This window comes from Sinosporangium siamense, assembly GCF_016863435.1.
GTDB lineage: Bacteria > Actinomycetota > Actinomycetes > Streptosporangiales > Streptosporangiaceae > Sinosporangium > Sinosporangium siamense.
Genome location: NZ_BOOW01000009.1, coordinates 68,105 through 90,503, shown reverse-complemented (window position 1 = coordinate 90,503; position 22,399 = coordinate 68,105). Strand labels below are relative to the sequence as shown.

The 22,399-nt window shown below is 67.1% G+C and carries 22 protein-coding genes, 1 tRNA gene, 1 pseudogene, 2 CRISPR repeat arrays and 1 riboswitch; of the genes and pseudogenes, 15 read left to right on the top strand and 9 right to left on the bottom strand.

Features of this window, described 5'->3' with window-relative positions:
* Nucleotides 1-2 precede the first annotated feature (2 nt).
* The 5 genes and pseudogenes from Ssi02_RS07775 to Ssi02_RS38580 all read left to right on the top strand — a co-directional run.
* Nucleotides 3-1,178 (top strand): lanthionine synthetase C family protein, encoded by a 1,176-nt coding sequence (locus tag Ssi02_RS07775; RefSeq protein ID WP_204022688.1) that lies wholly within the window; start codon nucleotides 3-5, stop codon nucleotides 1,176-1,178.
* A gap of 26 nt (nucleotides 1,179-1,204) precedes the next feature.
* The gene (locus Ssi02_RS07770; protein WP_239128682.1) at nucleotides 1,205-2,227 is read left to right on the top strand and encodes a thiopeptide-type bacteriocin biosynthesis protein; all 1,023 of its coding nucleotides are present in this window, start codon (nucleotides 1,205-1,207) and stop codon (nucleotides 2,225-2,227) included.
* A gap of 33 nt (nucleotides 2,228-2,260) precedes the next feature.
* On the top strand, nucleotides 2,261-3,187 hold the full coding sequence (locus Ssi02_RS07765) for a phosphotransferase (RefSeq protein ID WP_204022685.1): 927 nt from the start codon (nucleotides 2,261-2,263) through the stop codon (nucleotides 3,185-3,187).
* Between the two features lie 321 nt (nucleotides 3,188-3,508).
* Nucleotides 3,509-3,784, top strand: coding sequence for a winged helix-turn-helix domain-containing protein (locus Ssi02_RS38585; RefSeq protein ID WP_239128681.1), 276 nt, complete (start codon nucleotides 3,509-3,511; stop codon nucleotides 3,782-3,784).
* Nucleotides 3,785-3,799: 15 nt separating this feature from the next.
* Nucleotides 3,800-3,988 (top strand): annotated as a pseudogene (locus Ssi02_RS38580) (GntR family transcriptional regulator); the annotation flags it as partial.
* Nucleotides 3,989-4,255: 267 nt separating this feature from the next.
* A CRISPR array of direct repeats spans nucleotides 4,256-4,546; the repeat unit is 30 nt; unit sequence GTCCTCATCTCCCCTACGAGAGGTCACAAC.
* A gap of 774 nt (nucleotides 4,547-5,320) precedes the next feature.
* On the opposite strand, the gene Ssi02_RS07755 reads toward Ssi02_RS38580, so the two are convergent.
* The gene (locus Ssi02_RS07755; RefSeq protein WP_204022682.1) at nucleotides 5,321-5,917 is read right to left on the bottom strand and encodes a TetR/AcrR family transcriptional regulator; all 597 of its coding nucleotides are present in this window, start codon (nucleotides 5,915-5,917) and stop codon (nucleotides 5,321-5,323) included.
* 93 nt (nucleotides 5,918-6,010) lie between these two features.
* On the opposite strand from Ssi02_RS07755, the gene Ssi02_RS07750 reads away from it, so the two are divergent.
* The gene (locus tag Ssi02_RS07750; protein ID WP_204022680.1) at nucleotides 6,011-6,490 is read left to right on the top strand and encodes a VOC family protein; all 480 of its coding nucleotides are present in this window, start codon (nucleotides 6,011-6,013) and stop codon (nucleotides 6,488-6,490) included.
* Here Ssi02_RS07750 and Ssi02_RS07745 read toward each other — a convergent pair.
* The 3 genes from Ssi02_RS07745 to Ssi02_RS07730 all read right to left on the bottom strand — a co-directional run bounded on the left by Ssi02_RS07745 (nucleotide 6,487) and on the right by Ssi02_RS07730 (nucleotide 8,858).
* Nucleotides 6,487-6,690 (bottom strand): DUF397 domain-containing protein, encoded by a 204-nt coding sequence (locus tag Ssi02_RS07745; protein ID WP_204022678.1) that lies wholly within the window; start codon nucleotides 6,688-6,690, stop codon nucleotides 6,487-6,489. The genes Ssi02_RS07750 and Ssi02_RS07745 overlap by 4 nt on opposite strands.
* Nucleotides 6,691-7,241: 551 nt before the next feature.
* A CRISPR array of direct repeats spans nucleotides 7,242-7,535; the repeat unit is 30 nt; unit sequence GTCCTCATCTCCCCTACGAGGGGTCACAAC.
* Between the two features lie 358 nt (nucleotides 7,536-7,893).
* Complete coding sequence (locus Ssi02_RS07735) at nucleotides 7,894-8,100, bottom strand: DUF397 domain-containing protein (protein WP_204022673.1); 207 nt, start codon at nucleotides 8,098-8,100, stop codon at nucleotides 7,894-7,896.
* Nucleotides 8,079-8,858, bottom strand: a complete 780-nt coding sequence (locus tag Ssi02_RS07730) for a helix-turn-helix domain-containing protein (RefSeq protein ID WP_204022671.1) — start codon at nucleotides 8,856-8,858, stop codon at nucleotides 8,079-8,081. The genes Ssi02_RS07735 and Ssi02_RS07730 overlap by 22 nt, the downstream gene beginning before the upstream one ends.
* A 399-nt stretch (nucleotides 8,859-9,257) precedes the next feature.
* On the opposite strand from Ssi02_RS07730, the gene Ssi02_RS07725 reads away from it, so the two are divergent.
* Both Ssi02_RS07725 and Ssi02_RS39755 read left to right on the top strand, forming a co-directional pair.
* Nucleotides 9,258-9,428: a hypothetical protein gene (locus Ssi02_RS07725; RefSeq protein WP_204022669.1), complete on the top strand. Its 171-nt coding sequence runs from the start codon at nucleotides 9,258-9,260 to the stop codon at nucleotides 9,426-9,428.
* Nucleotides 9,425-9,949: a GntR family transcriptional regulator gene (locus Ssi02_RS39755; RefSeq protein WP_373870095.1), complete on the top strand. Its 525-nt coding sequence runs from the start codon at nucleotides 9,425-9,427 to the stop codon at nucleotides 9,947-9,949. Before Ssi02_RS07725 ends, Ssi02_RS39755 begins: the two co-directional genes overlap by 4 nt.
* 543 nt (nucleotides 9,950-10,492) lie before the next feature.
* Here Ssi02_RS39755 and Ssi02_RS07715 read toward each other — a convergent pair.
* The 3 genes from Ssi02_RS07715 to gcvT all read right to left on the bottom strand — a co-directional run bounded on the left by Ssi02_RS07715 (nucleotide 10,493) and on the right by gcvT (nucleotide 13,417).
* A complete protein-coding gene (locus Ssi02_RS07715; protein WP_204022667.1) occupies nucleotides 10,493-11,869 on the bottom strand; it encodes an L-serine ammonia-lyase in 1,377 nt (458 codons plus the stop codon).
* A gap of 70 nt (nucleotides 11,870-11,939) precedes the next feature.
* The gene (gene gcvH / locus Ssi02_RS07710; RefSeq protein ID WP_204022666.1) at nucleotides 11,940-12,329 is read right to left on the bottom strand and encodes a glycine cleavage system protein GcvH; all 390 of its coding nucleotides are present in this window, start codon (nucleotides 12,327-12,329) and stop codon (nucleotides 11,940-11,942) included.
* Nucleotides 12,326-13,417, bottom strand: coding sequence for a glycine cleavage system aminomethyltransferase GcvT (gcvT, locus tag Ssi02_RS07705; RefSeq protein WP_204022665.1), 1,092 nt, complete (start codon nucleotides 13,415-13,417; stop codon nucleotides 12,326-12,328). Before gcvT ends, gcvH begins: the two co-directional genes overlap by 4 nt.
* Nucleotides 13,418-13,548: 131 nt before the next feature.
* Nucleotides 13,549-13,647: riboswitch (glycine riboswitch) on the bottom strand.
* Nucleotides 13,648-13,765: 118 nt separating this feature from the next.
* On the opposite strand from gcvT, the gene Ssi02_RS07700 reads away from it, so the two are divergent.
* Complete coding sequence (locus Ssi02_RS07700; RefSeq protein WP_239128678.1) at nucleotides 13,766-15,481, top strand: hypothetical protein; 1,716 nt, start codon at nucleotides 13,766-13,768, stop codon at nucleotides 15,479-15,481.
* A 268-nt stretch (nucleotides 15,482-15,749) separates the two neighbouring features.
* Here Ssi02_RS07700 and Ssi02_RS07695 read toward each other — a convergent pair whose 3' ends face one another.
* Nucleotides 15,750-16,373, bottom strand: coding sequence for a DUF6286 domain-containing protein (locus tag Ssi02_RS07695; RefSeq protein WP_204022662.1), 624 nt, complete (start codon nucleotides 16,371-16,373; stop codon nucleotides 15,750-15,752).
* 195 nt (nucleotides 16,374-16,568) lie between these two features.
* Here Ssi02_RS07695 and Ssi02_RS07690 point away from each other — a divergent pair, with 195 nt between their 5' ends.
* Nucleotides 16,569-17,762: an amino acid deaminase/aldolase gene (locus tag Ssi02_RS07690; RefSeq protein WP_204022660.1), complete on the top strand. Its 1,194-nt coding sequence runs from the start codon at nucleotides 16,569-16,571 to the stop codon at nucleotides 17,760-17,762.
* Nucleotides 17,763-17,916: 154 nt separating this feature from the next.
* Here Ssi02_RS07690 and Ssi02_RS07685 read toward each other — a convergent pair whose 3' ends face one another.
* Entirely contained in the window at nucleotides 17,917-18,255 is a 339-nt protein-coding gene (locus Ssi02_RS07685; protein ID WP_204022659.1) for a DUF3618 domain-containing protein, read from the bottom strand.
* Between the two features lie 199 nt (nucleotides 18,256-18,454).
* Here Ssi02_RS07685 and bcp point away from each other — a divergent pair, with 199 nt between their 5' ends.
* The 5 genes from bcp to Ssi02_RS07660 all read left to right on the top strand — a co-directional run bounded on the left by bcp (nucleotide 18,455) and on the right by Ssi02_RS07660 (nucleotide 22,398).
* Complete coding sequence (gene bcp / locus Ssi02_RS07680; protein WP_204022658.1) at nucleotides 18,455-18,943, top strand: thioredoxin-dependent thiol peroxidase; 489 nt, start codon at nucleotides 18,455-18,457, stop codon at nucleotides 18,941-18,943.
* A 149-nt stretch (nucleotides 18,944-19,092) separates the two neighbouring features.
* Nucleotides 19,093-19,168: transfer RNA gene (locus tag Ssi02_RS07675), tRNA-Leu, on the top strand.
* Nucleotides 19,169-19,557: 389 nt separating this feature from the next.
* Nucleotides 19,558-20,757, top strand: a complete 1,200-nt coding sequence (locus Ssi02_RS07670; RefSeq protein WP_239128677.1) for a sensor histidine kinase — start codon at nucleotides 19,558-19,560, stop codon at nucleotides 20,755-20,757.
* Entirely contained in the window at nucleotides 20,754-21,425 is a 672-nt protein-coding gene (locus tag Ssi02_RS07665) for a response regulator (RefSeq protein WP_239128676.1), read from the top strand. Before Ssi02_RS07670 ends, Ssi02_RS07665 begins: the two co-directional genes overlap by 4 nt.
* Before the next feature lie 220 nt (nucleotides 21,426-21,645).
* Nucleotides 21,646-22,398, top strand: a complete 753-nt coding sequence (locus Ssi02_RS07660) for an ABC transporter ATP-binding protein (protein ID WP_204022655.1) — start codon at nucleotides 21,646-21,648, stop codon at nucleotides 22,396-22,398.
* Nucleotide 22,399 lies beyond the last annotated feature (1 nt).

Sequence of the window (22,399 nt, the reverse complement as noted above, 5' to 3'; positions counted from 1 at the left end):
CTATGCCTCGCTCTTCAGCCGCAGCCGAAACGAACGTGCGGGCACAATCCCTGGCTGATGGCCCGTTAGGCGAAATCCTCGTGCACATCGAACGAGCCCACAACGGAACTGGAGCCTGGCACCAGATCCACTCTGCTCTGACCGGGATCACCCGCCATGCCCTCATGGCCACTACTGACGCCTCGCTGTTCGTCGGCGCTCCCGCCGTCGCGTTCGTTCTGCATACGGCAGATGCCGGCACCGGCCGTTATGCCGCGCCTCTACAGGCTCTCGACGGACAGATCGCCGACTTGACGCAGGTACGGCTCGATCGGGCGCACGCGCGCATCGACCGTCGCGAACGTCCCCGGGTCGCTGAGTTCGACCTGCTGTACGGACTCACGGGCCTGGGCACCTATCTATTGCTGCGCAACCCCACCGGTAGGCTCCTTCGCGACGTGCTGGAGTATCTAGTGCGACTCACCGAACCGCTACCGGGCGACCCGGACCGACTTCCCGGCTGGTGGACCGAACACGGCCCACGCGGGGGCATCTCAGCGGATTTCCCCGGTGGCCATGCCAACCTCGGTATGGCTCACGGCATCTCAGGCCCACTTGCGCTGATGGCTCGGGCGCTCCGGTGCGGCGTCAGCGTGGGCGGCCAGGCCGAAGGCGTGAACGGTATCTGCGCGTGGCTGGACACCTGGCGTCATGATGGGCCTAGCGGGACGGGCTCGTGGTGGCCACAGTGGATCACCCGTGAGGAAGTGGCCGCCGGGCGTAGCCACCAGCAGGGACCGCTGCGGCTGAGCTGGTGCTATGGCACTCCCGGGCTGGCACGCGCGCAGCAACTGGCCGCCCTCGCCGTCGGCGACATTCAGCGTCAAGACAAGGCCGAGCACGCACTGGCCCACTGTCTGTCCGACCGCAGGCAGCTCGCACGCCTCACCAATACCGGCCTGTGCCATGGCTGGGCGGGATTGTTTCAGACCTCTTGGCGGGCCGCCCACGATGCCCGCACCTCCGAGATCGGTGCGCACCTGCCCTATCTAACCGACCATGTCGTCGCGCACAGTCGACCCGTGCACGAGCGGGGATGCGGGTTCCTCGACGGCGACGCGGGCCTCGACCTGGCCCTGCATACCGCTGCTCGCACCACACCGCCGGTCTCCGGCTGGGATGCCTGCCTGCTCATATGACCCACACCTCGCCGAAGGAGACCGGCATGAACCCAACTGCGAGGGCACCCCTGGAATCGGATCAGACCGTGGATGCGGTTCTCGCAGTGCTGAGCGGCGCTACCCTCATTCAGGTCGCTCGACAAGCCGGACTGAGTCCCTCCGAACTCTCCGCAGCCGTCGCGGTGTACCAAGCCGCTGGAACCGCTGCGCTCCGCACCCACACCGACACTGTCGGAATCTGGTACCAGGTGCGGATCCAGTTCTCCAATTGGGCGAACGCTGAAACCGTCGCGGCCATGCACCTGCGCCCTCTTGTAGAGCAGGCACACGCCACCGAACTGATCGCGGCCTGGTGGTTCATCCGTAAGGCACCCTGCTGGCGACTGCGGTTTCGGCTGACCCCCGCGACGACGCTCGCCGAGCTTCGAGCGGTTGTAGACACCCATCTGGACGGCCTCATTGCAGCCGGGCACCTCGCTGGCAGGGCCACTGGCATCTACGAGCCGGAGGTCTGCGCGTTCGGTGGCCCCCGCGGAATGGGCATCGCCCACGATCTCTTTCACGCCGACAGCCACGCCATCCTGGACTATCTGCACCGATGCCGTCGTCTCGGGCAGGCCGAACGTACTGCTGGCCGCAGGGAGTTATCAATGACGCTGTGCAGCGTCCTGTTCCGCGCCGCCAGCCAGGAATGGCACGAGCAAGGCGACATCTGGCACCGCGTGACAGGCCTGAGACCGCTACCAGCCGATGTTCCTCCCGAAAAGATCTCCGGCATGGTCGACGGCATCCGACGACTGATGACTACGCAGACGAGCCCTCTGTTCGGCCCTGGCGGAGCGTTGGCGTTCGCAAGGCCGTGGAATGCCGCCTTCTACCGTGAAGGCCAACGCCTCGATGACGCCGTTGGTGAGGAAGGCATCCATCGCGGCATACGTGATGTCCTGGCCCACCACGTGATCTTCCACTGGAACCGTCTCGGTCTGCCGTGCCGAGCCCAGGCCATCCTTGCCCACGCCGCGCACGAGGCCGTTATGGGTCCGCCGCCCGCTATGGAGACCCACTGACCGCACATGCTCGGCCCGCACAGGAGAGGACAGATGTTTCCCGCACCGGAAGACATCGCCGTCGCAGACCGTATGCGAAACGCGCACCGCCACGCTCGCGCTGTCATGGGCGTACTACTTGAGGCCGAGACCCACGAGGTGTGGGGCTGGCGCGGCAGGACGCTGAGCCGACCCGTCTCGGCGCCGGAGGGGCCAGCTTGGCTGCGCCTGGCCTGCATCTCAGCCGATCAGACGAACATGACGTTCTGGAACGGCACTCTGGAGGCTGACAAGATCCTCCCTGCTTCCGTGCCGCGTCCCCGGCTCCGCAACGTCTACGACTGGACCCCTGCCTCGTGGCGCTACCGCGCTGAGCTGTATGACCACGTTACCGTGCAACTCGCGTCGCCGACCGCCGTACTGCGCTCGACACCTCACCTGCCCTCCGCGTGGTGGACAGCACTGGAGGTCGTGCTGGCAGATATCGCCCCCATCGCAACCGGCCGTGTGACCATAGGCCAGGCCTACCTGGACTCCGCCATGCCCCGTTTCCTGGGCACCCCCGTCGACACCACCGTCAGGTCGTGGTCCACCGCCCACGGCGATCTCCACTTTGCCAATCTCTGCGCCCCTACCCTGCATGTTCTCGACTGGGAGGGATGGGGCCTGGCCCCAACCGGCTATGACGCCGCCGTCCTGCACAGCTACAGCCTGCTCGTCCCCGCTGTCGCCGCCCGCATTCGCGACCGGCTCGCTCATCTACTGGACACCCCCGCAGGCCGATTCGCTGAACTGGCCGTAATCACCGAACTCCTGGAGTTCAATGCCCGTGATGATAACCTCGACCTGGCTGCTCCTCTCCGTGATCGCGCCGCACACCTGTTGGGACGGGCGATCCCTCCCTCTGACGGCCGAGTCGGGAGCCTGGATTTCGACGGGCTCGATACCAAAGCATGGTGTGGAGCCTCGGGGGACGAATGAAAGATCCTTATCAGGAGTCGTCGTTGGCGTTCGCAAGGTGGCGACAGTGGTCGTGGGCCGCCGCAGCCGCATCTTCATCGTATCTCTGCTCCCGCTCAAGACGGGCTACAGGTTCACTAAGCCCGGCGACTATCGCGAAGTGCGGAACCTGATCGTGTCAGCACTGCAGAGGTGATTCACCCGCTCGCGGAAGCGCTCAGGAAGGCCGCGTAGCCGAGGCTTCTGTGCATCAGGCATTCGGCCGTCTGTCTTCCCCGTCCGCCATCCAGGCCGATCACACCTTCAACTCACACCCGTCAGAGCGATGTCGGAGGTCGTTCTATGCCGATTTACCGGCAGATCGCAGAGCAGATCACGGCCGACATCCAGCCCGGGAATCTTCTCCCCGGACACCCCATCCCCCCGGAATCCGAACTGGTCCGGCACTACGGAGTGTCACGGGCACCCGTACGGCAGGCCGTGGCGCTCCTCCGTGAAAAGGGCCTTGTCTACACTGTCCGCACCGAAGCCTCCTATGTCGGCCCGTCAAGCGCTCCCAGGGTCCGTCCAGCGCAGCGATGCGCGCGGATAGCCGATGACATTCTTGGCAAGATCTAAGGAGGCGAACTACAACCGGGCGCCCGCCTCCCCACAGAGGTGGAGATGGCCGCCAAGTACGGCGTCGCCCGCAACACCGCACGCGCTGCCATAGCCCTTCTCCGCGACGCATCCTGCGTCCGCACCCAACCGTGCAAGGGCACCTTCGTCACAAAGATCACGGATCCTCCCCCTCACGCTCGCGCCGGTGGGGCGATACGGTGACCAGGCCAGACCGGCGGGCGGCGCCGGCGGCGCACGCCCTGCTCCGGCGCCTCCCACGGACCCTCCACCCGGCGGAACGCCGCAACGGCCCACATGGAAAGCCACCGGACCCGAGTCCGCAGATATCCTGTGACCCTGATCCCTGACCAGACCACAGCGACGGATTTCAGCGACACACCGGGCTCGGCCGCACTACCGGAGGTCCGCTGAAAACCAGACCGAAAACGCATCGACCCCACCGCCTGCGAGCAGCGGCTTTACTCTAGGGTCCTCATCTCCCCTACGAGAGGTCACAACATAGATCCTGAACCGTCCGGCCATGTACCCTCACGTCCTCATCTCCCCTACGAGAGGTCACAACGGAGTGCCGTCGGCCAGGCTGTCACCGGCCTGCCTGGTCCTCATCTCCCCTACGAGAGGTCACAACTCGGCGTACTCGGCGAGGATGTCTCGGAGCTGCTCCCGTCCTCATCTCCTCTACGAGAGGTCACAACTGCCAGAGGGACATTGTCGCGATACTCCGCGCGCGTCCTCATCTCCCCTACGAGGGGTCACAGCGGAATTCAGCAGTTGCAGTCACCCACCCGCTTCCGGTCCTCACCACATACGGGGCGGCGATGACATGGGCAAATTGGATGGCCTCGGGCTCACCGTTGACGACAGCGATGAGGACGCTGGAATCGATAATCACGCGGGTAGGCCGGTGTTGGGGTTGTACAGGTCTTCAATGGAGAGCCGATCCTGACCCAAGCGGGTTCGCATGCCGACGGCGGTACTCAGGATGCGTTCGGCTCTGCGAGCGGTTCCGGTGCGGCGTTCCAGCGCCTCCAAGCGGCGTTCGAGCACTTGAGCGGCGTGCTGAGTTTCCTCGGCCAACCGGATGGCCCGTGGGCAAGGTCATGAATGGGCTCATGTTCGAGGTCCACGCTCACCGTCGCTCGACTTTTTCGGTCGCGTCACCTGAGTTGCACTTTCAGCGTAGCCGGTGACAAAGCCTTACTCACGCAGATGGGTGGCATCCGTCAGCGTCACGAGGTTTTCCGTCGAACCTGGTCACGGGTTCTCCTCAGGCATGGTGCCGACGGCGGCACGCCAAGCCTCCCAGATCCCGGGTCAGAGCCTACGAGGGACTCACCAGCCTTTGAACTGGGCGTTCGCCCGTTCACCGGAACCTCGCAGACGAACGGGGGAGCAGGTGGCCTGCTTCTGGGAAGCGGGCTTCCCTTCCCCTTGTACGGTGTGGCGACCGGAGCGTTCGCCCCTTAGTACCCCTTTCGGCAAAGGTGAGGAGCCAGCCCGCTCAAGCGCCCGGAGGTTGCCCCGTGGGCCGGCTCAGCTCCGGCGCAGGGACTCGACCATCGACGTGAGCGCGGACACGGTGGCCCGCAGGTCACCGGGATCGGAGCTGCGGGCGAGCCACAGGGCCGCTTCGTTCATCGCCCCCGAGAGCAGGCGCACCAGCGGCTCGATCGGCTGCTCGGCGATGACGCCGGCCTCCACCAGGTGCGTCAGCGCCTCGGTGAGGTGCCGGGCCGAGTGCCGCTCGTCCATGGCGCGCCATTCGTTCCAGCCGAGAACGGCGGGGGCGTCGATCAGCATGATCTGCTGCACCTCGGGGTCGCGGCCGGCGAGCAGGAACGCCTCGCAGCCCGCCACGAGCCTGCCGAGGGGGTGGTCCACGGCCTCGGCGCTCGCCGCCACCCGGGCGCCGACCTCCTCCTGCACCCGCTCGACGACGGCGCGGAACAGGTCGGCCTTGCTCTCGAACTGGTGGTAGAGCGCGCCCTTCGTCACCAACGCGCCCCGCACGATCTCCGCGAGACTCACCGCGCTGTAGCCGCGCGCCGCGAACAGCCTCCTGGCCTCCGCCACCAGCGCCCGCCTGGTCGACAGGCGCTGCTCCTCCTTGGTCCGCGATGCCTGGGCCACCGTACGCCTCTCCCCATGTTGACATACCGTCGGTATGCGTCTTAGCTTAGCGACGCATACCGACGGTATGTAACTCTCTCGAAAGGCGCCGTCATGAACCCCACCGGCTTCTACCCGGTGATCGCCACGTCACGGATCGACGAACTGCGCGACTTCTACACCACCCACTTCGGCTTCCGGCCCACCTTCACCTCGGATTGGTACATCAGCCTCGTCCTCCCCGAGAAGCCGCACTACGAGCTCGCGATCCTCGATCACACCCATCCGACGATCCCCGAGGGATACCGCGAGCCCGTGCGCGGCCTGCTGCTCAACTTCGAGGTGGACGACGTCGACGCGGAGTACGAAAGACTCGTCACGCGGGCCGGCCTGCCCCTCGCCCTGCCACTGCGGGACGAGGACTTCGGCCAGCGCCACTTCATCGTCACCGACCCCACCGGCGTGCTCATCGACGTCATCACCCCGACCCCACCCACCGGGGAGTACACCGAGCAGTACGTCAGTCGACCGACTCTCGACCAAGCGGCGGGGCAGGACGAAGCCCCCGAGAACTCCCAGGGGCTTCGGCGCTAGTCGAACTCTCCGTCTTTGACCCCTGCCACAAGGGCGGCCCATTCCCCGGCCGTGAAGACCAGTTTGGGCCTGTCGGGGCTCTTACTGTCTCGAACAGCCCTCCCGCCGTCGCCGAGACAGGCAACTTCAACGCAGTTGCCGTTTCCCGCCGAACTACGGGATTTCCGCCACGTCGCGGCTGCTAGCTCTTGGTCGCCCATTGCTCCACCATCTCCTCAATCCTTCGCAACGAGCCCGCGCGAGTGAGAGCATCCGAGCGAATCGCCTCGAACGTATGCACTAGATCAGAAAGCGGGGGCGACTGCTTGCCCACTGAGGTCGGGATGGCCCCGGAGTACGGCGTCGCCTGCAACACCACACGCGCCGCCATAACCCTTCTCCGCAAAGCATCCTGTGTCCGCACCCAACCGTGCAAGGGCACCTTCGTCGCAAAGATCACGGAGCTTCCCTCTCGTGACCATGGTGCGGCGACACGGTGATCAAACCAGACCGGCACCCGGCGGGCGGTGCCGGAGCGCACGCCTTGCTCCCGCACCTCCGGCGGACCCTCCACCCAGCAGAACTCCGCAACGGCCCACATAGAAAGCCACCGAACCCGAGCTTACAGATATCCTGTGACCCTGTTCCCCAACCAGACCACAACGACGGATTTCAGCGACACACCGGGCCCGGCCGCACTACCGGAGGTCCGCTGAAATCCAGACTGAAACACATCGACCCCACCGCTCGCGAGCAGCGGCTTTACTCTGGGGTCCTCATCTCCCCTACGAGGGGTCACAACATGGACAGCCACGGGGTGGCTGGGCACAGAGGATGGAGTCCTCATCTCCCCTACGAGGGGTCACAACCCGCCCAGTTGGAGCAGTAACCGACCCACCCACTGTCCTCATCTTCCCTACGAGGGATCACAACTCAAGCACGTCGATCGCGTCGGACTTGGAGTAGGCGAGTCCTCACCTCCCCTACGAGGGGTCACAACATCGTTGGTGCTTCGGAACTCCTCGATCAGCAGGACGTCCTCATCTCCCCTACGAGGGGTCACAACTTCCGAGTGATGTCCTGCATGTAGGTCATCCGTCCAAGTCCTCATCTCCCCTACGAGCCTCTACCAGGGGCCACAACACGATTCGGTTGGCCTCTGTGAGCTGCGCGGGCCGGTTCTCAAGGATTCTCCGCTCTGCAGGCAGAGAAGGGCCCGACAGCGCCGAAAGACGAGAAAGCGCTGGTCAGGGCCTGTCGCCTCAGCACGTCGATGACGTTGACCGCGAGGCCGCCGCAGGAGGTCTCCTTGTGCTTGCTTGAGGATGTTCGCCCCCTCCCTTGAATGACGGCCCGCAATCACACAGAAGTGACAAAGCCCCCGAGGTTTTCTCCGCCGTTCTCGGGGACCTGGTCTCCTAGATCTAGTCAAACTCCCCGTCTTTGACCCCGCCGATGAAGGCCGACCACTCACCGGGTGTGAAGATCAGCTCGGGGCCTTCAGGCTGCTTACTGTCACGCACCGCTCTCCGGCCATCGGACAGCACCGCTACCTCGACACAATCACCGTTGACTCCAGACAACGACGACTTCACCCAGCTTGCGTTCTCTAGCTCTGGTCCGCCAGCCATCGACCCCTCATTTCCTCTATGACTCTCAAGGATGCACGCTGCGCCAACGCCTCAGCGCGAATCACCTCGTACATGTAGCTCAAGTCTCTAATGCCCTTCGCCCTGTCGACCAACTGTCCTTCGCCGGAGCTCTCTCGCCAGGCCCCCACCATCGCAGCCCCCTGGCCCTCAGCGATCACGAACCCGCCATTTAGCCCCGTCGTCACCCGGGAAGCATTTGGGAGGACCTGCAGCGTGATGTGCGGTTGCCGCGCGACTTCGATGAGGTGTTGCAGTTGCCCTGCCATCACATTCGGGTCACCTACACAACGAGTGAGCACGCCCTCGTCGAGCACTACCCACACGACAACCGGCGGGGTACGGCGTAGCACCTGCTGCCGCTCTAGGCGAGCGGACACATTCTGATTGAGCTGATGGTCCGTTACTCCCGGTTCCCCTGACATCAGCGCCTTGGCGTAGGCCTCTGTTTGGAGCAGGCCGTACACCACTAGCGGTTGCCAAGTCCGCAGGACCATCGCATCCTGCTCAATCTCAACCCACGGTCGGAACCATTCAGGCACAGGAAGATTTTCGATCTCATCGTAAAGATCGGTGAGGACGGACCCTAGTCCTAAGATCCCGTCCACAGCTTGCGCGAATTCACGTGTTGGCCTCCGATGTCCGGTCTCCACCATCGAAACCCACGACCCTGAGCACCACCCAATTCTGGCCGCGAGAGATCTTTGACTGACTTGAGCAGCTTCGCGGTATTTGCGCATTTCAAGAGCCCATCTAGCTCTCGGTGATTTAGGTGTGTCGTGGGAGTTCTCCGACTGCACCGTGGCCTCCACAGGTCACTAACACGCGTTCACAGACCTGTGTGGAATGGTTAATGCCAAACCCCTTCCGCGTCAAGATCCGGAGTGCAACGCTCATGGGAGCGAGGTTCCTGAAAACAGCGGACCCGTCCGGTAGTGCGACCAGGCGGGTTCTGATCGCAAGGGAGTGCGATCCCCATGGGGTTTAGGACCATACCCGTTCCACGAAAGCCAGATAGCTCGGAAATGCTGGATACGCAGAGAAGCGACCTGGAAGTGGTACAACGCCTGCTATGGGCCAATCGGCTCACAGCAGTGCTGACGCTTCCTTCTACGGACTCAGGGGACATGCCCCCTCCGATGGAACTGGAAGTCGTCGTCGGTGTTCGAAAGGTGGCAACGGTCGTCGTGGGCCGCCGCAGCCGCATCTTCATCGTGTCCATGCTGCCGCTCAAGGCGGGCTTCCATTTCACCAAGCCCGGCGACTATCGCAGGGTGCGGCACCTTATCGTGTCAGCACTTCAAAGATGAGGCCTCCACCCGTGGACGCGCCCCAAGGCGGGGGGCGTTCCGCACCGATCTACCGACAGATCGCAGACCAGATCACAGTCGACATCCGAGCTGGGAATCTCCTCCCCGGACACCCCATCCCCTCGGAGTCCGAACTGGTCCGGCACTACGGTGCATCAAGGGCAACCGTACGGCAGGCGGTGGCGCTTCTCCGCGAACAGGGCCTTGTCTACACCGTCCGCACCGAAGCCTCCTATGTCGGCCCGCCAAGCGCTCCCAGGGTCCGCCCAGCGCAGCGATGCGAGCGGATAGCCGACGATATTCTCGGCAAGATCCAGCGAGGCGACCTGCGACCGGGCGACCGCCTTCCCACAGAGGTGGAAATGGCCGCGGAGTACGGCGTCGCCCGCAACACCGCACGCGCTGCCATAGCCCTTCTCCGCGACGCATCCTGCGTCCGCACCCAACCCTGCAAGGGCACCTTCGTCACAAAGATCACGGATCCTCCCCCTCACACCCACGCCGGTGGGGCGACACGGTGACCAGGCCAGACCGGCGGGCGGCGCCGGCGGCGCACGCCCTGCTCCGGCGCCTCCCCCGGAGGAAGTCCACGACGGTCCACACAGAGGCCACCGAACCCGAGCCCGCAGATATCCTGTGACCCTGATCCCTGACCAGACCACAGCGACGGATTTCAGCGACACACCGGGCTCGGCCGCACTACCGGAGGTCCGCTGAAAACCAGACCGAAACGCATCGACCCCACCGCCTGCGTGCAGCGGCTTTACTCTGGGGTCCTCATCTCCCCTACGAGGCCCCTACGACCGCAGCTCTCCCGCCCGGGTCGAGTACTGGCTTTCCCGTCCTCATCTCCCCTACGAGGCCCCTACGAGGGGTCACAACGACGGCTGGATCCTGATTTCCGGTAGGCGCGGCGTGTCCTCATCTCCCTACGAGGGGCCACAACACGATTCGGATGGCCCTGTGAGCTGTGCGGGCCGGTATCAAGGATTTTCCGCTATGCGAGCGGGGAGGGCCCCGACAGCGCCGAAAGGCGAGAAAGCGCTGGTCAGGGCCTACAACCGTCAGCACTCGATGATGTTCACCGCCAACCCGCCGCGGGAGGTCTCCTTGTACTTGCTGAGCATGTCCGCCCCGGTCGCCTTCATAGTGCGCACAGCCTTGTCCAGCGAGACATGATGGCGGCCGTCGCCGCGCAGGGCGATGCGGGCGGCGGTGATGGCCTTGATGGAGGCGACCGCGTTGCGTTCGATGCAGGGGATCTGCACGAGGCCGCCGATGGGGTCGCAGGTGAGGCCGAGGTTGTGTTCGATGCCGATCTCGGCGGCGTTCTCGACCTGTTCCGGGGTGCCGCCGAGCACCTCGGTGAGGCCCGCGGCGGCCATCGAGCAGGCCGAGCCGACCTCGCCCTGGCAGCCGACCTCGGCACCGGAGATGGAGGCGTTCTCCTTGAACAGCACGCCGATGGCTCCGGCGGTCAGCAGGAAGCGGATGACTCCCTCGTCGTCGGCCTTGGGGACGAACCTGTCGTAGTAGGTGAGCACGGCGGGAATGATGCCCGCCGCGCCGTTGGTGGGGGCCGTCACAACCCGGCCGCCCGCGGCGTTCTCCTCGTTGACGGCCAGGGCGAAGAGGGTGACCCAGTCCATGGTCTGCAGCGGGTCCTTCTCCGCGGACTCGGTCTGCAGCCTGCGGTGCATCTGGTGGGCGCGCCGCCGGACCTTGAGGCCGCCGGGCAGCACCCCCTCACGCGAGCAGCCGCGGCGCACGCACTCGGACATGACGTGCCACAGCTTGAGCAGGCCGCCGCGGATCTCGCTTTCCGTACGGCCGAAGGCCCGCTCGTTCTCCAGCATCAGCCCGGAGATCGACAGCCCGGTCTCGCCGCAGTGGGCGAGCAGTTCGGCTGCGGTGGTGAACGGGTAGGGCAGCACGGTGTCGTCGGGTTTGATGCGGTCGGCTCCCGTGGCCGACTCGTCGACCACGAAACCGCCGCCGACCGAGTAGTAAATCTTCTCCCTGATCGGCCGGCCGCCGCCGTCCTTGGCGGTGAATCGCATGCCGTTGGGGTGGTGCGGCAAGCTGATCTTGCGTTCGAAGATCAGGTGTTCGCCGACGACAAAGGGAATCTCGTGCTTGCCGTACAACGTGACGGTGCCGGAGGCGCGCATGGCGGCCAGGCGCTCGTCCACCGTGTCGACGTCGACAAGCTCGGGTTTGTCGCCGGACAACCCGAGCAGGACAGCCTTGTCGCTGCCGTGCCCCTTGCCGGTGAGGCCGAGTGAGCCGTAAAGGATCACCTCGACCTGGGCGGTGGTCGCTAGAAGTCCGTCGTCCGCGAGGCCGCGGGCGAACTTGTGGGCGGCGGCCATCGGGCCGCCGGTGTGCGAGCTTGAGGGGCCGATGCCGATCTTGAAAAGATCGAAGACGCTGATCGCCACAGTGGTGCGCCTTTCCTGCGGGGGGAGTCCGCGCCCGCCGGTGCGCGACCGGCGGGCGGACGAGCGAAGGTCAGGACTCGCTTTGGGTCAGCGCGGTGTATTCCTCCGCGCTGAGCAGGTCCTGGGGGTCGTTGTCGACACGCATACGGAACATCCAGCCGTCGCCATAGGGATCGCTGTTCACGAGGGAGGGGTCGTCCACGACAACGGGGTTGATTTCCACAACCTCGCCATCCGCCGGGGAGAAGAGGTCGTTGACCGACTTGGTCGACTCGATCTCTCCCACGGAGTCACCGGCCTCGACCCTCGTGCCCACCTCGGGTAGCTGCACGAAGACGACGTCGCCCAGAGCCTGGGCGGCGAACTCGGTGACGCCCACGGTCACCGTGCGGCCGTCGTCAAGCCCGCCAACCCATTCGTGCTCCTTGGTGTATTGAAGCTCGTCGGGAATGCTGCTCACTTGTTCCTCCTGTAAAAGGGCAGTTCTACCCGTTCCACCGGTTCGTGGGTGCCTCGAATGTCCACGGCGAGGTCTCCGGTCGCCCCGGTGTCCACATATGCCATCGCGATGGGCTTGCCGAGGGACTGCGAAGGAGCGCCGCTGGTGACCTCGCCGACGACGTCGCCGCCGCCCGCGAGCACCACCGGGTAGCCGTGTCGGGGCACGCGGCGACCGGTCGCGATCAATCCGACCAGGCGGCGTCGGGGCGGGACGTCCTTGAGGGGTTCAAGGGCGGCCCTGCCGACGAAGTCACCCGGCTTGTCAAACCTCACCACACGCCCGAGTCCCGCGTCGAACGGGGTGAGTGCCGAGGACAGTTCGTTGCCGTAGAGGGGCATGCCCGCTTCCAGCCGAAGGGTGTCGCGGGCGGACAGACCCGCAGGTCGCAGGGCGTAGGGCGCACCCGCGCGGGTCAGCGCCTCCCACACTTTCACCGCTTCGTTTCCTTCGACGAACAGCTCGAAACCATCCTCGCCCGTATATCCGGTGCGGGCGATGAGCGCCTGCACCCCGGCTACGGTGCCGGGTAGTCCTGCGTAGTACTTAAGGCCGGGAAGGTCGGCGTCGGTCAAGGTCGAAAGAAGGGTTTGGGACTGCGGACCCTGAACGGCGATGAGCGCGTAGTGGTGGGAGCGGTCCTCGACCTCGGCGGCGAAGCCCTGGGCCCGCTTGGTGAGTTCCTCGGCCACCATCGGATAGTTCGCGGCGTTGGCGACGACCATGAACTCCTCGTCGCCGAGACGGTAGACGATCAGGTCGTCGAGGATGCCGCCGTCCTGGGCGCAGATCATGGTGTAGCGCGCGCGGCCGGGCACCAGGGCGGAAATCCAGCCGACGAGGGCGTGGTCGAGGGCGGCGCCGGCCTCCCGGCCGGTCACGAAGATCTCCCCCATGTGGGAGAGGTCGAACAACCCGGCCGCCTGGCGAACCGCGTTGTGCTCAGCCGACTCGCTGCCATAGCGCAGCGGCATCAGCCATCCGGCGAAATCGGTCAGCGTCGCGCCGAGGTCTTCGTGGATGCCACGAAGCGGCGTGGGTTTGGACATGATCACACCTCAGACAGGGACAGATGTCGGAGTCCTCCCCCTCTGTCACGTGTGCCTGAGAGTTTCACCCAGTTTTTACTGGATTTTCACCTTCGGCGAGGCTCTACTGAGTCTGCTTTCCAGAGGCCACCTTTACCCACGCGGTCCTTTGCCTTGAGAGGTTCGCGGGGAGGGCTTGCTCCTTCAGGGGCCCTGGACTGGGTGCCAGGGCGCTCTCCCGCGCAGGCTTGTCGGTGTTTGCGACCACCCTAATAGGAGCGGGTGTCCGAGCGAAATCCCCCCAGGCATCCGTGGTCCGTGTTGCCTAGGATGGGCAATCGGCTGGCGTCCAGCGGCAGGGAGGTGGAGGTGTCGGTTCTCACCGGCCTGCGCCGACACTGGATATTCGCGATCGTGCTCTTCCTCGCGGCGGGACTGCGGGCGGCCGCGATCCTCGGCTACAGGCCGGCGATCTGGTTCTGGGCCGACTCGTTCGCCTACCTCGGCGCCGCGTTGTCGCCGCAGCCGCTGGAGTCCAGGCCCTCCGGCTACTCGCTTTTCCTGTGGGCGCTCAAGCCCCTCGGCAGTGTCACCGCCATCGCCGTCGTCCAGCATCTGCTGGGGCTCGCCGTCGCGGTGTGCGTCTACGCCCTGCTCCGCAGGCGCACCCGCTTACCCGGGTGGGCGGCCACGCTCATCACGCTGCCGGTGCTCGCCGACGCCTACCTCCTCCAGCTCGAACACCTGGTCATGGCCGACCTGCTGTTCGTGTTCCTGGTCACCCTCGCCGTCACTCTGCTCATGTGGCACGACCGGCCCCGCATCGTCCCCGCTCTGCTCGCCGGGGTGCTGCTCGCCCTGGCCACGATCACGCGCACGATCGGGCTGCCGCTCATCGCCGTGGTGCTGGTCTGCCTGCTCCTGCACGGCCTCGCCGGCCGGCGGGCACCCGCCGGGGAGCGCGGCCGCCCCTGGCTCGCGTTCACCGCGGCGGCGACGGCGAGCGCGGTCTTGCTCGTGGGATACATGGCGTGGTTCAACGCCACCCATGGCTCTTTCGGCCTCACCCGGGGCAACGCCTTCCTCTGGGCACGCACCATGACCTTCGCCGACTGTTCGGTCATCCGGCCCACGGGGCCCGAGGCCGTACTCTGCCCGGCCGAGCCGGTGAGCGCGCGGAAGCCGCCACCGGTCTACATCTGGGACGGCGAGTCGCCGCTGAACAAGACCGGGCTTGAGTGGGTGGAACGCGACAGGCTGGCCGGGGCGTTCGCGCGCCAGGCCATCCTGGCTCAGCCGCTCGACTTCCTGCGGGCGGGGCTCGTGGACGCCGGCCACGTCTTCACCTGGGAGCGGCGGGTCTATCCGACCCCCGGGCCGCAGTCCTCCTATGTCTTCCCCGACAAGGTCCGGCCCCTCTCGGACCAGCCCGCGTCCAAGGGGCGCACCGCCGACGAGTTGATCCGGGCCTATCAGGGGGAGAGCGATACGCCGCGGATGGTGGAGCCCTACGCCGGATGGATCCGCACTTATCAGGACTACGTCTTCGTCCGGGGGCCGATGCTCGCCGCCCTGCTCGCCGTCGGGCTGCTGGGGGTGCTGGTCAGGTGGCGCAGACTCGGCGGAGCGGTGCTCATGCCGTACTCCGCGGCGCTTGTGCTCGCCGTGCTGCCGCCCTTCATCGCGGCCTTCGACCACCGATATGCCGTGGTGTCGATCCCCCTGGCCTGCCTGGCCGCCGGGCTCGCGCTCGGTGAGAGCGGCAGGCGCCGCGGACGGCACGAGCGGCGGCGCGGGTCAGCGGGAGCGCACGTGGAGGCGGATCACGGCGGGCAGGGTGCCGTCGCCGCTCTGCCGCCGGAGGCGGGCCACGACGTCGCGGTCGAGGCGTCCGACCATGCTCCCGAGGTCGGCCCCCGGTGGGCAGCTCACCCTGGCCCGAATCCGGTCGTGGTCGACGATGCGCACACGGACACGGAGCCCTTCGACTTCTTTAAGCCCCACGCAAAGTATCGCCGCCCCGGTGCTGTCCCGCCTGCCGAGCCTCCCCCAGCCGAGGGCAAGCAGCAACCACCGCAGCGCTAGCAGGGCGAGCGTCGTGACGAGCGTGACGGCGAGCCACGACGCCCACACGTGCTCGGTGAGGTAGGCCGGCACCGCGGCCGGAAGCACCCGCCCGTACGGCTCGTGCCCCGGCACGACACCCCGGCCGCGCAGCACGCCGTAGACCCCGCCGGCGAACAACGCGATGCCGACCACGACCAGCCCGATCCGGTTCGCTCTGAACACCCGCATGCTTACACGACCTCCTCGCCGATCGGGCCGGTTCCGTCCGCTCCGATCGCGAGCACGACTACCTGGCCTTCTTTCTGCGCAGGCGGACCACGACCTCCACGCCGCCCACGATCCCCACCCCGGCCAGGCGGTCGCCCACGGCGGTGCCGACCTGACGCAGCATGTGCCCGTCACGGTGGACGCCGGTGAGGACGGTGACCTCGATGTGCCGGTGGCCGAGCCGCACGCGGGCGCGCTCCACTCCGTCCACCGACTGCGCGACGGCGCGCAGGCTGCGGCGCAGCCCCCGGCGGGTCACCCCGATCACCGTGCGCCGGTCCGTGGTCTCCACTGCCATCAGCCGAGAGCGGCCCGGCAGCAGGCCGGTCATGACGAACACCGCGCCGGCCAGGGCCGTGAGCAGGGCAATGCCCATGACGGCGGAGTCGGACCACTTGGCGGCCCAGAGGGCGGCGGCGACGCGTTTCAGCGGCACCAGGCGCGGCGGGTCTCCGACGAGCAGCACGACGGCCTCGACCGCCGTGAGCGACAACACGGCCGACAGGAGGACCGCGACCGTCACCCCCAGCGGAGCGCGGGAGGGGCGCAGCACCCGGACGGCTCCCCCACCAGCCCGGTGCCGCTCCTGCTGCGGCGGGCCGCCCTCGCCTCGCGCGGCCGTCTCGAGGTTCGCTGTGGTCACCCCGACAGAGGTACACGGGTGAACCAATCGATGAGGCCCTTCCCCGCTGTTTTGCGCGATCATGGCCGGGATCGCCAGGGGAATTTACCCGTTGGACCGTGCTCGGGGGGTCCAATCGCCGACGCTCCACGGACGGCCCAAAATATATGACGCCAACTCATGTTCATCGCGTGAGCGCCCCTATACGCTGCCGATATGCATGACCGTGAGCGCTACGACCGGGTCACCGCAGACCTGGACCCCCCGTTCGCCGTCGTCGACCTCGCCGCCTTCGCGGCGAACGCCGCCTCCATGGCCGCCCGCGCGGGCGGCAAACCCATCCGGGTGGCCAGCAAGTCCGTGCGCTGCCGCCCGCTCCTCGAACGGGTGCTCGCGCTCGACGGCTTCCAGGGCATCATGGCCTTCACCCTGCCCGAGGCGTTGTGGCTGGTCGAGACGGGCCTCACCGACGTGCTCGTCGCCTACCCCACCGCCGACCGCGCCGCGCTAGCCCGCCTGGCCGCAGACTCCCGCGCCGCCCGCGAGATCGCCCTCATGGTGGACTCCACGGCGCACCTGGACTTCGTCGAGGCCGCGATCGCCGGGGTGAGCCCGCGCCAGGAGATACGCCTCTGCCTCGACCTGGACGTCAGCTACGTGACCCTCGGCGGCCGGCTGCGCGCCGGGGTGCACCGTTCCCCCGTCCGCTACCCCGAGCAGGCCGCCGGCCTCGCGGCCCACATCGGCGGACGCCGCGGTTTCCGGCTCGTCGGGCTGATGGCCTACGAGGCCCAGATCGCCGGGGTGGGCGACAAGCCGCCGGGCAGGCCGGCCTACGGCCACGCCGTACGCTGGATGCAGAACCGCTCGCAGCGCGACGTGACGGTACGGCGAGGCCAGGTCGTGCGGGCCGTACGGCAGGTGGCCGACCTGGCCTTCGTGAACGGCGGCGGGACCGGCAGCCTGGAGAAGACCGCGCGGGAGAAGGCCGTCACCGAGCTCGCCGGGGGCTCGGGGTTGTTCCACCCGAGGCTGTTCGACTCCTACCGGGGGTTCACGGGCCGGCCGGCGGCGATGTTCGCGCTCCCCGTGGTGCGCCGGCCGGGTCCGGGTGTGGCCACCGTACTCGGCGGCGGTTATCTCGCCTCAGGACCGGGTGACGGCACGCGGCTGCCGCAGCCTTATCTGCCCTCCGGGCTGAGATATGCGCCGGACGAGGGCGCGGGTGAGGTGCAGACCCCCCTGCTCGGGACCGCCGCGCGGGACCTGCGGGTGGGCGACCGCGTCTGGTTCCGCCACGCCAAGGCCGGTGAGCTGTGCGAACGTTTCGCCTCCCTCCACCTCGTGGAGGGCGACCGGCTCGTCGACGTGGTGCCGACCTATCGGGGCGAGGGGTGCACGTTTCTCTGACGGGATCCTTTCGAGAGCTTTGTCTCTTCCAGGACGCCCGCCTGCGGCCGTCCGGCTGCCGGCCGCCCCCCAGCGGCCCGTAGCCGGCGGCTCCGCGCGGGTGACGCTCCGCGCCTGTGCCTGGGTGAGCACGGGCGAGCCCGGGCGGGCACCGTCAGCGACGGCGGCGGCGCCAGAGCACGACGGCCGCGCCCACGATCAGCACCGCCCCCACGCCGATGAGCACCGGCGCCAGCGAGGGACGCTCGTCCTCCCACAGGTCGTCGTCAGGCTCTCCTTTGAGGGCCTCCGCTCTGTGGTCGCGCGGCGCGAGACCCACGGCGTCACCGACGGAGGCCATGAAGTGCTCGGCATTGGCCTTGACCTTCGCCACGCTCCGCTCGGCGACACGCCGGGGGTGCACCCTTTCGGCGATCTCGTCGACCGTGCGGGCCAACTCCGCGCGCGTGCGCTCGATGCGCCGCTCCAACTCCTCGGGATTGGTCTCGGCCATGGTCATCCTCTCGTCCACCCCTTGACAACGATCAGTCTGTCAGGTTCACCCGTCATACGGCACAGCGACCGGCCCGGATGGGGGTAGGTTGGTCTCGTGACCGAGCACTTGCCCCACCTCGTCGCTCTTCACCGGTGTGTGACACCGGCTGGGCGACGCACCAGGCCGGGGCCGACCGCATCCCCGGGGAGGATGAGCGGTGTCCGATAAGACGACATCCGACCAGAGCAGGCTGGCCCCCGGCGACCGTGCCCCCGACTTCGCCCTGACGGCGGCGGACGGCAGCACGTTGTCGCTGAAGGAGTTCCTCGGCCGACGGGTCATCCTCTACTTCTACCCCGCCGCGATGACGCCCGGGTGCACCAAGCAGGCGTGCGATTTCCGCGACAACCTGGGTGAGCTCGCCGACGCGGGCTACGTCGTCCTCGGTGTGTCGAAGGACTCCCCGGCCAAGCTGGCGAAGTTCGTGGAGCACGACGCGCTGACCTTCCCCCTCCTGTCCGACCCGGAGCTAGAAGTGCACCGGGCATACGGTGCTTACGGGGAGAAGAAGCTATACGGCAAGACCGTGGTCGGCGTGATCCGCTCCACGTTCGTCATCGACGCCGACGGCGTCGTGGACAAGGCCCTCTACAACGTGAAGGCCACGGGTCACGTGGCCGGCCTCAAGAAGAAACTGGGCCTCTAGTCCCGTCTCCGTACAAGCCCCTGTAGGCAAGATCACTAATTCGGGTCGTGTCGCCATCCGGAAAGCGTTTGGCCCAACGGCATAGTGCGACCTAAAATGACCATGCTTGTCGGGGGCTTGTCACAGCACATTCAGGTGCCCGTAGGCACGGGGTCGTAGTCCAATGGCAGAGACACAGGTCTTAGGAACCTGACAGTGTGGGTTCGAATCCCACCGACCTCACCACTCTTTCCTACCACTTGGGCCGCGAGAGAAGCACGATAAGTAGCGTAGTGAGCACAAAACCCAACATCATTCAACCGACTGGTCTGGGCGCCGCGCACCAGACGGGCATCGCGCGAAGATCGGGGAGCAAGCCCGGTCGCCGGGGTGGCCGGTGACGGCCTCCGGAGCACCCGCAGGGTCGCGCGGCGATGTCGTCAACCGCGCGACCCGGCGTCGTTGTGATCCGCCATCACATTCCCTTTACCAACCCCGAGGGGCTCCCAAGGACAAGAATGGCCTAAGAGGCGTAAGGGGCGCGTAAGGGAGCCGCAGAGTGCGACCTGGGTCGTAGACGGACTTCAGCCTTCAGGCGGACCGCCGTCGATCAGCGCAAACATATGGTGGGTCTTGTGTTCGGCAAGGTCCACGCCTGGTCGAGGCGTTACAGCGGATGGTGGGACGTCGTGTGGCTGCTGCCCCTCGGCGCCTTCTACCTCGCCACCGCCCTCGTTTACGCCACGCTCTCCTCCGCCCCCGGGCAGCAGCCCGTGCTGCCGCTCTGGGGTTTTGTCACGCTTAGCCTGCTGATGCTTGTGCCGCTGTTCTGGCGGCGTTCCCATCCGCTGACGGTCTTCGCCGTCCTGTCCGGGACCTGCTTCGTGCAGTGGCTCTTGGAGGTGGCGGCGATCCCGGCGAACATGTCGGTGCTGATCGCGATGTTCACGGTCGCCTCGCTGCGGAGCTTCCGCTGGGCGGTGGCGGCCGGGCTGGTCGCCGAGCTCGGGATCGTGCTGGCCATGATGCAGTGGAACACCTTCACCCGGGGCACCTTCTTCAGCCTGTCGGCGTTCGTCGTGACGATCTGGCTGGCCGGAATCTACGCCAACACCCGGCGGCGCTATCTGGAGAGCCTGGAGGAGCGGGCAGAACGCGCCGAGCGAGAGCGCGACCAGCAGACGCAGCTCGCCGCCTCGGCCGAGCGGGCGCGGATCGCCAGGGAGCTGCACGACGTGGTGGCGCACAACGTCAGTGTGATGATCGTGCAGGCCGACGGCGCGGGCTACGCGATCGACGGCGACCCCGAACAGGCGCGCCGTGCCGTACAGACCATCTCCTCGACCGGGCGGCAGGCGCTGGCCGAGATGCGGCGGCTCGTCGGGGTTCTGCGGGAGCACGACGCGGGCCCCGAGGAATATGCGCCTCAACCTGGGCTGGATCAGCTCGACGAGCTGGTCGTGCAGGTGCGTGCGTCCGGGCTGCCGGTGGAGTTCCTCGTCAGCGGGACACGTCAGGAGATCCCCGAAGGGGAGCAACTCGCGATATACCGCATCGTTCAGGAAGCGTTGACCAATACCATCAAGCACGGTGGACCCGGGGCACACGCGATCGTGGTGGTGGACTACCGGCCGCGCGAGATCTTCGTCGTGGTCACCGACGACGGGCGTGGGGCCGCGGCGCCCCGCCGGGTCGACGGCCACGGGCTGGTGGGCATGAGGGAGAGAGTGGCGATGTACGGCGGGCGGGTGTCGGCCGAGCCCCGCACGGGTGGCGGGTTCGAGGTCGCGGTGTGGTTGCCGATCGCCGACTCGGGCGGGACACGAGCCGCGTGATCCGGGTGATGCTGGTCGACGACCAGGAGTTGTTGCGGGCGGGTTTCCGCATGGTGCTGAACGCCCAGCCGGACATCGAGGTGGTGGCCGAGGCCGGCGACGGCCTGGCCGCGCTTGAGTGCCTGAAGAGCACGGCGGTCGACGTCGTGCTGATGGACGTGCGTATGCCCCGGATGGGGGGCGTGGAGGCCACACGGGCCATCAGTGAGATTCCCGGCGGTCCCCGGGTGCTGATCCTCACCACCTTCGACCTGGACGAATACGCCTTCGCCGCGCTGAAGGCGGGCGCGTCCGGATTTCTGTTGAAGGACGTGCCGCCGACCGACCTGCTCAGCGGCATCCGCGCGGTCGCGAGCGGCGACGCCGTCGTGGCGCCGAGCACCACCAGGCGGCTGCTCGACCGGTTCGCCGGGCAGTTCCCCGGCGGCGACACCGTGGACTCCGCCGCCGTGAGCCGGCTCACCGGCCGCGAGCGCGAGGTGCTGCTGCTGGTCGCCCGCGGGTTGTCCAACTCCGAGATCGCGGCGCGGCTGGATCTCGCCGAGGGCACCGTGAAGACGCATCTCGGCCGCGTCCTGGCCAAACTCCACCTTCGGGATCGGGCTCAGGTCGTGATGTTCGCCTACGAGTCCGGGCTCGTCACTCCGTCGGATCGGCCAAAAGGCTGACCCTGGCGTGACACCCCGGTCATAGGTCCACAAAGGGCTATGTCCCTGGTCAGAGCTGCCATTCCGTCCTTTCGACTCATGATTCCCATGGGGTCGCGCACCTAGCGTTGAGAGCGCGTCGAGAGCCCGCGAAGGCGGTGTGTCCCGGCCGCCGGTACGGCCCGGCCGCCCTCGGACGACGACGCGATCTGTTCAACGCCGTGATCGCCGAGGAGCGAACGTGACTCTCACCGATATCCACCGCGAGGCCCCGCCTGCCGTGGTGGCCCGGAGCCTCACCAAGGTGTACGGCCAGGGGGACGCGGCCGTACACGCCCTGCGGGGTGTCGACGTCGCGTTCACGACGGGAGCGTTCACGGCGATCATGGGGCCGTCGGGGTCCGGGAAGTCCACGCTCATGCACTGCCTGGCCGGGCTGGACACCGTGACCTCGGGGTCGGTGCACATCGGCGACACTGTGGTCACCGGGCTCTCGGACAAGGAGCTGACCATGCTCCGGCGGGACCGGATCGGGTTCATCTTCCAGGCGTTCAACCTCCTGCCGACGTTGAGCGCCGAGCAGAACATCCGGCTGCCGCTGGACATCGCCGGACGGCAGGCCGACCCGGCGCTGTTCGACCGGGTCGTCGACACCGTGGGCCTGCGCGACCGGCTCAGCCACAAACCCGCAGAGTTGTCCGGCGGCCAGCAGCAGCGGGTCGCCGTCGCGCGAGCGCTCATCGGCAGGCCACAGGTGATCTTCGCCGACGAGCCCACCGGCAACCTCGACTCGCGCAGCGGCGCCGAGGTGCTGTCCTTCCTGCGCACATCGGTGCGTGAGCTCCAGCAGACGATCGTCATGGTGACCCACGATCCGGTCGCCGCGTCCTACGCCGACCGTGTGGTGTTCCTCCGCGACGGGCTGCTGGTCAGCGACGTCCACCAGCCGACGCCGCAGATCATCCACGACACGCTGATGAAGCTGGAGAGCTGAG